Here is a 13,490-nt window from a genome sequence, read left to right on the forward strand (position 1 = left end):
GAGAGCACTCACCCGAGAGCACTCACCCGAGCGCTCAGACCGGCTCGGTCAGTTCCTTACGCTGTTGCGGCACGCCGGCCAGCGACCGCTGGCGCGAGGTGAGCAGCGCGGCGACCGGGCTGGGCTCGCGCAGCCGGTTGAACCGGTCGCGCATGTGCTTGCGCATCCTGCTGGCCCTGCGCTTCTGCATCGTCTTCTGGGCCGTGGTGATGTGCTCCTTGGACGGCTTGGGCGCCCCGCTCAGCTCGTAGCCCATCGACTCCAGGCGGTCGCCGAGCATGTGCTCGCACAGCGCCACCTCCCAGTCCTCCAGCCGGTTCGCCCAGCTGCCGACCCGGCTGCGGGTGACCTCGCGGTGGGTGTTGCTGTGCCAGACCTTGTGCTGCGGCACCGCCACGCTGGCCGCCTCCCGCGGCGAGATCATCGCCGGCGAGAAGTCCTCGTCGAGGAAGTGGCAGAGCTTCTTCAGCTCGGTCATCGGGTCGTCGGTGAGGTCCTCGTAGCGCAGCTCGTAGTAGGTGTCGTCGGGCAGCGTACGACGCAGCCTGCCGCCCGCGTCGATGGCCTCTGCCCAGGTGGAGACGGCGTGGAAGGAGTCCAGGGTGTACCAGGGCATCTCCTTCAGCGAGGCCACGCAGTCGCGGCCGTCCCTGATGAGGTGGATGAACTGGGCGTCGGGGAAGAGCCGCAGCAGCATGTCCACCTGCTTGACGTAGCTCGGCCGCTTGTCGCCCCAGCGGGCCTTGTCGAAGCGGTCGGCGTACATCTTGAAGGCGATGCCGAGCACCGAGCCCAGCGAGCCGGGGCCCTCGACGGCCTGCCGGACGAACTCGTCCTTGTCGATCTTCAGCTCGCGGAACTTGGTGCTGCGGTCGGTCGCGATCCACTGCGCCAGGGCGCGGCGGCGCTGGGCGACCCGGAGGTCGCCCCACTTGCGGCGGCGGTAATAAGCGGGAACGAGGAAGCGCGTCTCCGGTGGCACCGCGAGGCGCGGGTGCGAGTGGAGCATGAGCTGGAGCATCGTGGTGCCGGACCGCGGGCATCCGATGACGAAGACTGGCCGGTCGTTCATGTCGTACTAACCCCCGAAAACTTAGACGAGAACGTGCTCTCGGCTCTCCTGAGGCGAGCCCACGCCGTGCCTGCGCGTGAAGAGCCACATCCGGTACACAAGGAAGACCTCGTTGGCGAGCAGCAGCGCCCCAGACGACGCGGCGAGCGGGATCAGCGCCCACGCCCCCGCGATGGGCGCGACCACGAACACCGCCGCATGGAACTCGATGCCGCTCACGAGGTGCGAGCGCACACGATGACGGGCCAGGAACCTGTTGAGCCTGCGGAAGAACCGGGCGAAGATCCGCCGCTGAGCGCGCCCCCGCGGCTCGCCCTCCGGCCGCTCGGCGAAGAACGGCTCCGGGCCCACGGGGTCGGCGCCGAGCGGGTCGGCGTCGATCGGGTCCTGACCCAGCGGGTCCGGCTCCGCCTCCTGCCGTTCCTCTCTGATGGCCTCGCGTACGCGCTTCATCTGCGGCGCGTTGACGTACCTGAACAGGTCCAGGACCGCCACCGCCGCGCCGAGCACGACGTAGTGCACGTCGCCCGTCAGCGCGTACTGTCCGTACGCCAGCCCCCCGGCGCACAGGACGACCCTGATCCGATCCCCCACGTAGTCGAGCCAGAGCCCGAACGGCGTGCCCGTGCCCTTCAGCCGGGCGATTTTGCCGTCCACGCAGTCGATCATGAAGCTCAGATAGAAGAAGCCCGCGCCCGCTATGAGGTGGTTCGCCGCGAAACAGGCGGCCGACACCGTGCCGAGGACCAGCGAGAGCACGGTGAGCGCATTGGGCGTGAGCCGGGTGTGATTGGCGACGGGAAGGGCGACCCGGCAGGCGACCGGATCCACGAAATAGACGGTCCACCAGGAGTCTCTCCGCTTGCGTGTCTCGTAGACGTCATCCAGCGAATAGGTCCTCATGGATCCCAGCATGACCACGCGACGCGCCGGAGCGATTACTGTCTGGAACTACTGGGGGATGTCCATAACGGTTCTTGACCATCCCGGCACGGACCACCGCCACGTCCCGCCCGCCTCTCCGTCGCGGCACCAGCCCTTGAACACCAGGCCGCGCAGCTCGGCCCGCACCCCCAGTTTCCAGGGGCGATCCCCGTCGAGCCGGGCCGGGTCCACGACCGCGAGGACGCCGTACCTGCCCTTGCGCCGCACCTCCAGCGGCACCCTGCGGCGGCCGTCGCTGAGCCACAGGCTCACCTTCGGCACTTTGCGCTCCACCCGGTGGATGCCCACGTACGCGCGCAGCCGGTAGTCCGTCCCCGTCCAGGTGCACTCCTCGACCCTGGCGACCAGCTTGAGCTCGTCGCGGGCGTCGAACACCTCGTCCGGGATGCGCAGGCGGCGGTCGCGGAAGAAGGGGTAGTCGCCGTACCAGCCGGTCGTCCGCCAGCCGCGCGGCACCACGCGGGCGACCTCCTCGCGGCCGCGGCGGAACTCCCGTACGGTGCGCAGCTCCCTGATGAGCCCGCGCCGCAGCAGGTGCAGCTCCAGGCGGCGCAGCGAAGGCGCGCCGGCCAGCACGTGCGGCCCCAGCTCGGCCAGCCAGGCCCGGCCCAGGTCCAGCAGCGGCCCCGGGTCCTCCGTACACCGCTCCAGCGCCTGGAACAGGAAGATCGTGTCCTTCTCCAGCACGAGCGCGTCGAAGCCGTCGAGCAGCTCAGGCGCGCGGTCGTCGAAGAACGTGCGCACCGAGCGGATGGCCGACAGCCGCTCCTGGAGGTTCGGCAGCTCCGAGCGGCGCTGCGTGATCGAGGTGCCGCCCTCCTCGCGCTTGCGCCAGTGGTAGACCACGTCGCCGACCATGTCCACGCTGGTCGCCAGCACGTGGGCCTGCATGGCGACCGGGACGTCCTCATAGATGCCGGCGGGGAAGCGCAGGCCGCAGCGCTCCCAGAAGTCGCGCCGGTACACCTTGTTCCACACCGTGCGGTCCCTGACCAGCACCGGCCTGTCGGTGATGTGGGTGCACAGGTGCGGGCGCCTGAACACCTTCTCGTGCAGCGTCGACTCCTCCAGCCCCCCGTCCACCAGCCGCCGCACGGCGCCGGTCGCGAGGTCGGAGCCGGTCGCGGCGAGCGTGCCGACCAGCCGCTCGTACGCTTCCGGCGGCACGACGTCGTCACCGTCGGCGAAGGCCAGGTACGTGCCCCGCGCCCGGCCGACACCCACGTTCCGCGCCGGTCCGGGACCCAGGTTGCGCTGACTCACCAGCACGAACCGGCCGTCGCGCGCGGCGAAGTCCTCGGCGACCCGCCGGCCGCCGTCGGTGGACCCGTCGTCCACGACGATCACCTCGATGTCCTCCAGCGTCTGCGCCGCCAGCGACTTCAGGCACTCGGTCAGGTACGGCTCCACGTCGTGAACGGGGACGACCACGCTGAGCAGGGGGATCATGCCGAATTGCTCCTTGCACTCGGTGTGCGTTCGAGGGCAGCATGCCGTGACGGCCGACCTCACTACGTGCCCGATGGCCGTCCCTGATGAGCTCTTTACCGAGCGCGTAATCCGCTACGTTGTGCAAAGGATCGAGCACGTACGGTAGGGGGACGCCGTGTTGAGAGACGCACACGAGGACGATCTGCCGGCCATGCGCCACTGGCGCAACCACCCTCGCGTCCGCGCCACCAGCTTCACCACGCACGAGATCACGCCGGACGAGCACACCCGCTGGTGGCGGGCCACCCGGGTCGACGGCACCAGGCGGGTGATGGTCTACCAGCACGCCGGGGCCCCGGCCGGGGTCGTCACCTACACCGGCATCGCGGGCGGCGCCGCGTACTGGGGCTACTACCTCGACCTCGACGGCCTGGAGCGGCACGGCGAGCTGCTGCCCGCCTGGGTCGGCCTGGAGCGGGCGGCCATCGAGCACGCCTTCGGGCCGCTCGGGCTGAGCCTGCTGCGCGGCGAGGTGCTCGCGGGCAACGAGCCGGTGCTGCGGCTGCACCGGCGCTTCGGCTTCGCCGAGACGGGCTCCTACCGGCGGGACGTCGACGGCGTCCTGCGCGACGTCGTGACCATCGAACTCAGGAAGGACCACACATGATCTCCATCGGGGGGCGGCCGATCGGCCCAGGGCATCCGCCGTTCGTCGTCGCCGAGCTGTCCGGCAACCACAACGGCAGCCTGGAGCGGGCGCTGGCCATCGTGGACGCGGTCGCCGACGCGGGGGCGCACGCGCTGAAGCTGCAGACGTACACGCCCGACACGCTGACCGTCGACTGCGACGCTCCGGCGTTCCGGGTGGGCGACGAGCACGAGCTGTGGGGCGGCGAGACGCTCTACCGGCTCTTCGAGCGCGCCCACACGCCGTGGCAGTGGCACGACCCGATCTTCAAGCGGGCCCGGGAGCGGGGGCTGGTCGCCTTCTCGGCGCCGTTCGACCCCACGGCGGTCGAGGTGCTGGAGAAGCTGGGGGTGCCGGCGTACAAGATCGCCTCGTCGGAGATCGTGGACCTGCCGCTCATCCGGCTCGCGGCCGGCACCGGCAAGCCGCTGATCATCTCGACCGGCATGGCCACCGCCGCCGAGATCGACGCCGCCGTGACGGCGGCCAGGGGCGCGGGGTGCACGCAGCTCGTCGTGCTGTCCTGCACGGCCACCTATCCCGCGCCGCCCGGCGAGAGCAACCTGCGCTCGCTGCCGCTGCTGTCGGCGCTGACCGGCGAGGTGGTGGGGCTGTCCGACCACACGCCCGGCATCGGGGCCGCGCTGGCGGCGGTCGCGCTGGGGGCCTGCGTGATCGAGAAGCACGTGACGCTGTCGCGGGCCGACGGCGGCGTGGACGCCGCCTTCTCACTGGAGCCCGCCGAGCTGGCGGCGCTGGTGACGGAGAGCAGGCGGGCCTGGGAGTCGCTGGGCGACACCGTGATCGGGCCGCGCCCGTCGGAGCGCGAGGGCCTGCGCTTCCGCCGGTCCCTTCACGTCGTACGTGACGTGCGCGCCGGCGACCCGGTCACCCCCGACAACGTCCGCTCGATCCGCCCGGCCGGCGGCCTGCACCCCGACGCCGCCGCCCAGGTCATGGGGCGTCGTTTCGTCCGCGACGCGCGGCTGGGCACTCCCCTGACCTGGGACCTCATCTGACGGCGAGAGCGAGCAGCGCATCGGCCACCCGCTCCCGCCCCTTGCCGTCCACCAGCCCGCGGCCCCGCCTGCCGTGCTCCTCGCGGGCGGCGGGGTCGGCGAGCAGCTTCGCCAGCGTGGCGACCGCCTCGGGGCCGGGGGCGGGGCCGAGGCCCGCCGCGGCGCGGCGGCGTACCAGCTCCTCGTAGCCGATGAGCTGGTTGGCGGCCACCCAGGTCAGCGCCATCGGCGCGCCGAGGTGCAGCAGCTCCCAGACCGCCGAGCCGGCCGCCGTCACCACCAGGTCGGCCGCCGCCATCAGCTCGGGCAGCCGGTCGGTGGGCGGGATCACCGCGATCGGCCCCGCGTCGAACGGCACCGGGCTGACGACCGTGCCGAGGAAGGGCAGCCCGGTGGCGTTGAGCGCGTCCGCCCAGCGCCGCGCCACCCCCGCGCTGTCGGTGCCGCCGAAGAAGCACAGCACGCGCGGCGGGCCATCCGGGCGGGGTGCTCGGGTGCGGCGGCGGACGCTGTCGCGGAGGAGCACATGGCTTGAGCCGGCGAGGCGGGGGCCGGACAGGGTGAAGGGGCGGTGTTCGGCGCCGAGGTTCTGGTCGAGGTAGAGGTCGGCCTCCTGGCCCAGCGGGTCACCGTCCACGATGGCCAGCACCGGCAGCCCCGCCGCCCTGAGCACCGACCCGGTGGCCGGCGCCAGCTCGTACGAGTCCAGCACCACGGCGTCGAAGCCCAGCCCGCGCGCCAGCGCCGCCAGCTTCTCGGGCTCGTGCGGCGCCGGGACCAGCGGCAGCCCGCGCCCGTCGAGCTGGGCCCGCCCCCACGGCGAGTCACGGACCTCCCCCAGGAAGACCACCTCGACGCCGCGCGCGACCAGCTCCTCGGCCAGCGCCACGCACCGCACCAGATGCCCGACCCCGCTCCGCGCCCCGGCGTCGCACCGGATCCCCACCCTCGCGGTCACGCGTCCTGCAAAGCCTTCTGGCGGACGTGGGCGTTGAGGCCGGTCACCTCGGGATGCTCCCGCAACCAGGAGACGAGCGTCCTGGCCGGCAGGCACCGATCGCCCAGGGCGGCGACGACGGCCGCGATCAGCCGCCAGTCGTCCTCGGTGTCGAGCGTCACCCGCAGGTCGTCGGCCGCCGGGCGGTAGGCCAGGCCGAGCAGCCGGGAGTCGCCGGGATGCTCGTAGAGGTAGGAGGTGACGTGGGTGCGGTGGAAGCCGGTGGCCTCCTGGTCGGCCCTGGCCAGCGCGGCCCGGCCGGCGATCTCGACGTCGAGCCCGCGCGGCAGCGTACGGGACAGGCCGGTGCTGAGGTAGTCGAGCCCCGGCACGGCACGGAACACCAGCGCCGCCTCCCTGATCACGGCCGGGTCGAGCAGCGGGCAGTCGGCGGTGAACCGCATGACCGCGTCGCACCGCCGCCCGGCCAGAGCCTGGACGAACCTGGTCAGCACATCATCGACCGGCCCCCGGTGACAGGCCACGCCGAGCCGGTCGCACTCGCGGAGCACCGCGTCGTCGGCCGGCTCGGTGGTGGTGGCGACGAGCAGGTCGTCGAGCGCCCCGGCCTCGCGCGCCGCGCGTACGACCCAGCCGAGCACCGACCGCCCGCCGAGCTCGCGCAGCACCTTGCCGGGCAGCCGGGTCGATCCCGTCCTGGCCTGAATGATCCCCACAATCCGCACCGAAGCCCCAATCCCCCGTGTGACTCTGTGTCGTTGTGCGATCGCGCTATGCTACCGGCTGCCACGACGACTACAGCGCCGTCCGGCGCGACTCAGGGGGCCACGTGAGCATTCTCAGCGGATCATCGATACTGATCACCGGAGGCACGGGGTCCTTCGGCAAGGCGTTCATCCGCCACGCGCTCGACTCGCTGGGGGTGCGCCGCCTGGTGGTCTTCTCCCGCGACGAGCTCAAGCAGTACGAGAGCAAGCAGCTGTTCGGCGACGACGAGCGCCTGCGCTGGTTCATCGGCGACGTACGCGACCGCGACCGCCTCACCCGCGCCATGCACGGCGTCGACCACGTCGTCCACGCCGCCGCGCTCAAGCAGGTCGACACCGCCGAGTACAACCCGTTCGAATACGTCCGCACCAACGTCGCGGGCTCCCAGAACGTCGTGGAGGCCGCCATCGACTGCGGCGTGCGCAAGGTCGTCGCGCTCTCCACCGACAAGGCCAGCAGCCCGATCAACCTCTACGGCGCCACGAAGCTGGTGGCCGACAAGCTGTTCGTCTCGGCCAACCACTACGCCGCCGCCCACGAGACCCGCTTCTCCGTCGTCCGCTACGGCAACGTGGTGGGCAGCAGGGGCTCGGTGGTCCCGCTGTTCCAGCGCCTGGCCGAGCAGGGCGGCAGCCTGCCGATCACCGACAAGCGCATGACGCGGTTCTGGATCACGCTGGAGCAGGCCGTCAGGTTCGTGGTCGACTCGTTCGACATGATGCAGGGCGGCGAGCTGTACGTGCCGCGCATCCCGAGCATGCGCATCACCGACCTGGCGGAGGCGCTGGCCCCGCAGAGCGCGGTCTACGAGATCGGCGTGCGTCCCGGCGAGAAGCTGCACGAGGAGATGATCGGCCCCGACGACAGCCGCAGGGCGCTGCGCCTGGCCGACCGCTACGTCGTCCAGCCGACGATCGCCACCTGGGGCTACCGGCCGCCCGAGACCGGCGAGACGCTGCCCGAGGGCTTCTCCTACCGCTCCGACACCAACGACCAGTGGCTGTCGGTCGACGACCTGCGGGCGATGGTGACCGGCTGATGCTGCCCTACGGACGCCAGTCCATCGACGAGTCCGACGTCGAGGCCGTCACGGAGGTGCTGCGCGGCGACTGGCTGACCACGGGGCCGGCGGTCGGCGCGTTCGAGGCGGAGCTGGCCAAGTGGACGGGCGGCGTGCCCTGCGTGTCGGTCACGTCGGGCACCGCCGCGCTCCACGTCGCCTACGTCGCGGCCGGGGTGCGCCCCGGAGACGAGGTGATCACCTCGCCGCTGACGTTCGTGGCCACGGCCGCCACGGCCGCGCTGCTCGGCGCGCGGGTGGTCTTCGCCGACGTGCAGCCCGACACCGGAAACCTCGACCCCGGCGCCGCCGCCGCGCACGTCACGACGCGGACGCGGGCGATCACCGCGGTCGACTACGCGGGCCACCCCGCCGACTACGACGAGCTGCGCAAGGTGGCGAAGCGGGCGGGGGCCACGCTGATGGCCGACGCCGCGCACGCGATCGGGGCGACGTACAAGGACCGGCCCGTGGGGAAGCTGGCCGACCTGACGACGTTCTCGTTCTTCCCCACCAAGACCGTGACCACGGCCGAGGGCGGCGCTGTCGCGGCGCCCGACCCCGCGATGCTGCGGCGCGCGGCCCGCTTCAGGAACCACGGCCTGGTCAGGGATCCGGGCGAGCAGCGCACGCCCGGCGAGGGCGGCTGGCACCAGGAGGTGCACGCGTTCGGGCTCAACTACCGGCTGCCCGACGTGCTCTGCGCGCTCGGCATCAGCCAGCTGCGCAGGCTCGGGCGCTTCCGCGAGCGGCGCGCCGAGCTGGTCGCCCGCTACCACACGCTGCTGCGCGACGTGCCCGGGCTGACGCTGCCGGCCCAGCGCGCCTACGTACGCCCGAGCTGGCATCTCTATCCCGTCAGGATCGGCGACGGGCGGCGGCGCGAGGTCTACGACCGCATGCGGGCGGCCGGCATCGGCGTGCAGGTCAACTACATGCCGGTCTACTGGCACCCGGTGTTCGAGGACATCGGCTACCGGCGCGGCCTGTGCCCAGAGGCCGAGGCCTACTACTTCGAGGAGCTGTCGCTGCCGCTGTGGCCCGGCCTGACCGACGCCCAGCAGGACCACGTCGCCGAGACGCTGGCCGGGATCCTGCGCTGAGCCTTCAGCGTTCGGCCAGCAGCAGGCAGCCGTCCTCGCCGCGGTCGATGAGGAAGCGGCGCTCGGCCACGGTCGTCACCGTGCGCTGCCGCGAGCGTACGAGCGGGCGCAGCGCACGGCCCTGATCGATCAGCACCTCCCACCACGACTCGTGGCCCACGCACGCGTCGATGCCGGCCAGCGGCACCCGTGCGTGGAAGTTCTGGCCGGTCAGCTCCACCGGGAAGTACATCTCCTCGCCGTCGCTCCTGCGCAGCAGCCGCAGCACCGGCTCGCCGTCCCCGAGGTCGGAGATGCGGCCCGCCAGCACCAGGTCGCCGCCGTCCACCCGGCACTCGCCGATGATCGCCTGGGCCGTGCGCACCCTGATGCCCCAGGCGCCCTTCGTGCTGCGTACCGGCACGAGCCACACCCCCGACCTACGGCGCGGCGCCGGGATCAGCGGCGGCAGCCAGCGCGGCCCCGCCACCCTGCACTCCAGCCGCAGCCCGCCGCCGCGCACCCGGACGTGCAGGTCCCACTGGCCGTGCCGGGCGAGCTGCGCCCGCGACAGCGTCTCGGGGTCGAAGGCGAACCTGAACGGGAACGCGTGCTCCGGCAGCCGGCCGCCGTCCTCCTGCTCGATCTCCTCCCAGAGGGGGAAGCTCCCGTTCTCCGACAGCACCACGGTCTCGCCGGTGCCGCGCTCGCGCAGCCACGTACGCACCCGCACCCGCCGCAGGTCGCCGATGTCGAACTTCCCGACCGCCACCCGGCCCGCGCCGTGCAGCACGTCGTCGTGCCAGTCGAGGCTGACCAGCCTGGCCCGCAGGCCCAGCTCGCCGGAGACGTCCGACAGGTGGCCCGGCATCGAGGGGTGGCGGCCGTGCCAGCGCTTGCGCCACCACCCCGACGAGCCGACCTTCGGCTGCAGCCGGCCCTGCCTCGCCTCGGCGAAGACCCGCGACAGCTCATCCAGCCTGCGCGTGTGCAGCAGGTGCACCATCAGGCGGTGCTCGAACGGGATGCTCAGCCACGCCTCCTGCGACACGCCGTCGAGGTAGCGGACGGCGAGGTCCACCAGGTCGGGGTCGGCCTTCTCGCCCATCGCCGCCATGGCCTCGACGGCGACGGTCATGTCGATGTCCAGCGTGTCGCGGTCGAAGTCGGCCTTCAGCCCAGGGGCGCCGCGGGCGAGCAGCCCTGCCGTCTGCGTCACCGACAGCAGGCGGTCGCGCAGGTTCGCCGGCTCCAGGCAGCGCTGGGTGATCGAGGCGCCCTGCTCGTCGCGCTGCCGCCAGTGGTAGACGACCCTGGCCAGCACGTCCACCGACCGCGCCCCTACGTGGGCGGCCATGGCGACGGGCTGGTCCTCGTACATGCGCTCGGGGAAGCGCAGCCCGAGGCGGTCCCAGAACGAGCGGCGGTAGACCTTGTTCCACAACATGCGGTCGCGGACCAGCAGCGGGTGGCGGGTGATGTGGGTACGCCTGGCCGGCCTCGCGAACGCCTGCCGGTGCGCCCACGAGGGGATGAGCAGGTTGCGGTAGAGCCGCATGACGTTGCCGCAGGCCAGGTCGGAGCCGGTCGTCTCCAGCGAGGACACCATGCGCTTGAACGCGTCGCGCGGCACGGTGTCGTCGCCGTCCACGAAGGCGAGGTAGGTGCCGGTTGCGTGGCGCACGCCCACGTTGCGGGCGTGGCCCACCCCGTGGTTGTCCTGGCTGAGCAGGGTGATGCGCGGGTCGTCCGCCATCCTCGCCGCGACGGCCGCGGCGCCCTCGTCGCCGCTGCCGTCGTCGACGCAGATCACCTCCAGGTCGTCCAGCGTCTGCGCGGTTATGGAGTCAAGGCAGGGTCCGATGTACTTCTCGACGTTGTGGAACGGGACGATCACCGAAAGAACCGGCACAGGAGCTCCTCATGGTGAGTCAGCCGGACAGCAGGCGTATGACGCGGCGGGCGACCTTGCGGGGGCGGGCCAGTCGGCGGGAGAGGCGGTAGCCGAGCGTTCTGCGGTAGGCGGTGGCCTTGCGCTGCGTCCTGCGCAGCTTGGCCTTGGCCCGTACGAGCTCGCGTTCGCGATAGGAGAGCTTGGTCTCCAGGCGGGCGATCCTGGCCAGGGCCGACGTGAGCTGGTCGGCCAGCCGGTCGCGGGCGCCCAGCAGATCCCGGTACGTCGGCGCGTGCTCGCCCAGCTCGGCCGGCTGCCCCAGCTCGGCGTCCAGCTTGCGGGCCAGGTCGAGGTCGCCCTGGTCGCACGGCCGCTCGGCCATTCCGCACAGGGTCAGCGCGAGCTGGTCGGCCTCCAGCGGCCACGGCCACGGGTGATGGTGACCGGCCGCCAGCAGCCTGACCGCGAACCGCCACAGGATCCGGCACAGCACCACGCGCGGCTCGGGCGGCGTGGCGGGGGCGGCGGGCGGGTTGACCGCGGCGAACCGCTCGCCGTCGTAGACCAGGCTGTCGGTGGCGGCCGACGCGTCGCCGCCCGCCTCCAGCCAGCAGGCCAGCTCCGACAGCAGCTCGCGTACGGTCTTGACGTCCTCGCGGGCGCACGCCTCGACGAGGATCTCCTCCACGACGCGGCCCGCGGGCACCGGCTGCTCCTCGCCGCCCGGCAGGCGACGGGTGCCGCCGGCGGTCAGCTCGTACAGGGCCTGGCCCTCCTCGATGAGGCCGAGCGGCAGCTCCACCGGGTGCACCGGGTCGGACGTCAGGGGCGGGCGGGTCGCGACGGCCAGCCACAGCGGCGCCAGCTCCTCGCCCAGCCCGTGCCTGAACACCAGCCTGGTCAGGCTGAGCGGGTCGGCCACCAGCATGCGGTCGCTCTCGCGGGCGCTCAGCGGGAACGTCAGTGCCTCGGGCAGCTCGAACGCCAGCGACTCACGCGACAGCAGCGAGCGCGGGGCCTGGCGGTCGGGGTAGGCGGCGTAGCAGCGCTGCAGGCTCAGCCCGGCCGACTCCAGGCCGAGGTCGAGCGCCGCGGGGCCGCCCGGGTAGCTGGGGTCGAAGCCGTGCGGGGCCCACTGGTCGTCGCCGCACTCGCGGTCGGCCGGCCGCGCCTCGATGAACCGGTCGATGCCGAGGTCGTTGCGTACGCCGAGGACCATACGGCCACCCGGCCTGGTCAGCTCGGCCAGCGCGGCCAGTGACTCGCTCCATGCCGAGGCCGGGGCCTCCGCCGAGTGGGTGCGCAGCAGGCCGTCGAGGGCCAGCACCAGGTCGTACGGCTCGTCGACGTCCAGCACCTCAAGCCGGCCGCAGAACACCTCCAGCCCCGGGTGCCGCTCCCCCAGGTCGCGGGCGTCGGGGAACGAGCGCAGCAGCGCCGCCGCCTCGCCCGCCCTGGCCACCACGTCGTCCACCAGCGGCTGCGGATGCGGGCCCACCAGCAGCACCCTGCCGTCCACGGGGACCAGCCGCCTGATCAGCTCCAGCGCCGCGCCGCGCCACTCGGTGACGCCCCCGATGCCGGACATGTCGGACCAGAGCAGCATCTCGCCGCCGATCAGCCGCACGTTCGCCGGCGCCTCGTTCACACTCATCCCCGCACTCCTGCACTCACCTTGGTGTGGCCGGCGGCGGACGGGGCGAGGCGCCTGCGTGGGGCCGCCGCCGGGGGGCGCTTCCATCCGAACATCCGCCGTAGCTCCTCCGGTGTCGCCTGATACTCGAAGCCCAGCTCGCGCCGCGCCACCTCGGCCGCCAGCTCGCGATCGACGTGGGTGCCGTGCAGCTCGGGCCACAGGCGCATGCGGCGGGCGGTGCCGCCGTATTCGGGCCGTTCGTCCTCGAACTGCATCGGGTCGCCGTAGACGGCCACCTCGCACCCCACCGACGCGCCGTAGAACAGCGCGCTGCCGAGCCGGTTGGAGGCCACCCTGCGGTGGCGCCGCAACTCGACGAGCTGCTTGCGCAGGAAGTCGCGGCCCTTCGCCTCCCAGCGGGAGCCGCGCTCGCCGTGACAGATGACCCGGAACCCCCTCGATTCGTACGCCCGCCGAATGTCCGGATTTGCGAATTCCAACCAATAAAGGCAGACCGTTACCGGGCCAATCTCGACATCTCGGATTTCATCGGCAAGCCGGGCGTGATCCCCGCTGACGGAATGTTTTTCCCAGCCATGAAAGGGATACCAGATCGTACCCTCGCGATCCTCCCGCACACCGAGGCCGGGCTCCTGGTAAAGAAGGTAGATCCACGGCGCGCCGATGAGGTAGTGCCCCCTCCTGCCCATCGACCAGCCCCGGCGGCGCAGGACGTCCGACCAGATGAAACGGGGGTAACCGGGGCTGCACCAGTGGTCGTTCGGGGGAAATCCGTGCAGATAGTTCCATCCGTGCTGGAGGAAACCTTGAATGCGCTTTGGCGCCTCGTCCGGCAGGCCGCAGTATCTGCCGAGAATGCGGGAGTGCCCGTACCAGTGATTGGATTCGTCCATCATTCCCCCCGTACGGCTGGCGT

Annotated in this window: 12 protein-coding genes; 4 read left to right on the forward strand and 8 right to left on the reverse strand. The window is 72.1% G+C overall.

Going from position 1 to position 13,490, the window contains the following annotated elements:
- Nucleotides 1-34: 34 nt before the first annotated feature.
- The 3 genes from ACFFR3_RS05440 to ACFFR3_RS05450 are packed head-to-tail and all read right to left on the reverse strand — an operon-like array spanning nucleotide 35 to nucleotide 3,466.
- A complete protein-coding gene (locus ACFFR3_RS05440) occupies nucleotides 35-1,072 on the reverse strand; it encodes a sulfotransferase family protein (protein ID WP_345395909.1) in 1,038 nt (345 codons plus the stop codon).
- A gap of 21 nt (nucleotides 1,073-1,093) precedes the next feature.
- Nucleotides 1,094-1,975: a CDP-alcohol phosphatidyltransferase family protein gene (locus ACFFR3_RS05445; RefSeq protein ID WP_355410939.1), complete on the reverse strand. Its 882-nt coding sequence runs from the start codon at nucleotides 1,973-1,975 to the stop codon at nucleotides 1,094-1,096.
- A gap of 48 nt (nucleotides 1,976-2,023) precedes the next feature.
- Complete coding sequence (locus tag ACFFR3_RS05450) at nucleotides 2,024-3,466, reverse strand: glycosyltransferase family 2 protein (protein WP_379482688.1); 1,443 nt, start codon at nucleotides 3,464-3,466, stop codon at nucleotides 2,024-2,026.
- Nucleotides 3,467-3,623: 157 nt separating this feature from the next.
- On the opposite strand from ACFFR3_RS05450, the gene ACFFR3_RS05455 reads away from it, so the two are divergent.
- On the forward strand, nucleotides 3,624-4,115 hold the full coding sequence (locus ACFFR3_RS05455; RefSeq protein WP_345395900.1) for a GNAT family N-acetyltransferase: 492 nt from the start codon (nucleotides 3,624-3,626) through the stop codon (nucleotides 4,113-4,115).
- A complete protein-coding gene (pseI, locus tag ACFFR3_RS05460) occupies nucleotides 4,112-5,155 on the forward strand; it encodes a pseudaminic acid synthase (RefSeq protein WP_364364734.1) in 1,044 nt (347 codons plus the stop codon). Before ACFFR3_RS05455 ends, pseI begins: the two co-directional genes overlap by 4 nt.
- Here the strand turns inward: pseI and ACFFR3_RS05465 are convergent.
- Together ACFFR3_RS05465 and ACFFR3_RS05470 are read right to left on the reverse strand one after the other, a co-directional pair.
- Complete coding sequence (locus tag ACFFR3_RS05465) at nucleotides 5,148-6,113, reverse strand: PseG/SpsG family protein (RefSeq protein ID WP_364364731.1); 966 nt, start codon at nucleotides 6,111-6,113, stop codon at nucleotides 5,148-5,150. The two genes, pseI and ACFFR3_RS05465, sit on opposite strands and share 8 nt — an antisense overlap.
- The gene (locus tag ACFFR3_RS05470) at nucleotides 6,110-6,829 is read right to left on the reverse strand and encodes a cytidylyltransferase domain-containing protein (RefSeq protein WP_364364729.1); all 720 of its coding nucleotides are present in this window, start codon (nucleotides 6,827-6,829) and stop codon (nucleotides 6,110-6,112) included. Before ACFFR3_RS05470 ends, ACFFR3_RS05465 begins: the two co-directional genes overlap by 4 nt.
- Before the next feature lie 113 nt (nucleotides 6,830-6,942).
- Here ACFFR3_RS05470 and pseB point away from each other — a divergent pair, with 113 nt between their 5' ends.
- Both pseB and ACFFR3_RS05480 read left to right on the forward strand, forming a co-directional pair.
- Entirely contained in the window at nucleotides 6,943-7,920 is a 978-nt protein-coding gene (gene pseB / locus ACFFR3_RS05475) for a UDP-N-acetylglucosamine 4,6-dehydratase (inverting) (protein WP_355410927.1), read from the forward strand.
- Nucleotides 7,920-9,044, forward strand: coding sequence for an aminotransferase class V-fold PLP-dependent enzyme (locus ACFFR3_RS05480; RefSeq protein ID WP_379482689.1), 1,125 nt, complete (start codon nucleotides 7,920-7,922; stop codon nucleotides 9,042-9,044). The genes pseB and ACFFR3_RS05480 overlap by 1 nt, the downstream gene beginning before the upstream one ends.
- 4 nt (nucleotides 9,045-9,048) lie before the next feature.
- On the opposite strand, the gene ACFFR3_RS05485 is transcribed toward ACFFR3_RS05480, so the two are convergent.
- The 3 genes from ACFFR3_RS05485 to ACFFR3_RS05495 are packed head-to-tail and all read right to left on the reverse strand — an operon-like array spanning nucleotide 9,049 to nucleotide 13,470.
- A complete protein-coding gene (locus ACFFR3_RS05485) occupies nucleotides 9,049-10,935 on the reverse strand; it encodes a glycosyltransferase (protein ID WP_345395885.1) in 1,887 nt (628 codons plus the stop codon).
- Nucleotides 10,936-10,954: 19 nt separating this feature from the next.
- Complete coding sequence (locus ACFFR3_RS05490; RefSeq protein WP_345395882.1) at nucleotides 10,955-12,571, reverse strand: class I SAM-dependent methyltransferase; 1,617 nt, start codon at nucleotides 12,569-12,571, stop codon at nucleotides 10,955-10,957.
- The gene (locus ACFFR3_RS05495) at nucleotides 12,568-13,470 is read right to left on the reverse strand and encodes a hypothetical protein (protein ID WP_379482690.1); all 903 of its coding nucleotides are present in this window, start codon (nucleotides 13,468-13,470) and stop codon (nucleotides 12,568-12,570) included. Before ACFFR3_RS05495 ends, ACFFR3_RS05490 begins: the two co-directional genes overlap by 4 nt.
- Between the last annotated feature and the right edge of the window lie 20 nt (nucleotides 13,471-13,490).

Source organism: Nonomuraea salmonea (genome assembly GCF_042428605.1).
In the GTDB taxonomy this organism is placed as follows: Bacteria; Actinomycetota; Actinomycetes; order Streptosporangiales; family Streptosporangiaceae; genus Nonomuraea; species Nonomuraea salmonea.

Bases quoted from the DNA above. Each gene is read 5' to 3' on its own strand.
- ACFFR3_RS05440 (WP_345395909.1), bottom strand. From the start codon at position 1,072: ATGAACGACCGGCCAGTCTTCGTCATCGGATGCCCGCGGTCCGGCACC.
- ACFFR3_RS05445 (WP_355410939.1), bottom strand. From the start codon at position 1,975: ATGAGGACCTATTCGCTGGATGACGTCTACGAGACACGCAAGCGGAGA.
- ACFFR3_RS05450 (WP_379482688.1), bottom strand. From the start codon at position 3,466: ATGATCCCCCTGCTCAGCGTGGTCGTCCCCGTTCACGACGTGGAGCCG.
- pseI (WP_364364734.1), top strand. From the start codon at position 4,112: ATGATCTCCATCGGGGGGCGGCCGATCGGCCCAGGGCATCCGCCGTTC.
- ACFFR3_RS05480 (WP_379482689.1), top strand. From the start codon at position 7,920: ATGCTGCCCTACGGACGCCAGTCCATCGACGAGTCCGACGTCGAGGCC.
- ACFFR3_RS05490 (WP_345395882.1), bottom strand. From the start codon at position 12,571: ATGAGTGTGAACGAGGCGCCGGCGAACGTGCGGCTGATCGGCGGCGAG.
- ACFFR3_RS05495 (WP_379482690.1), bottom strand. From the start codon at position 13,470: ATGATGGACGAATCCAATCACTGGTACGGGCACTCCCGCATTCTCGGC.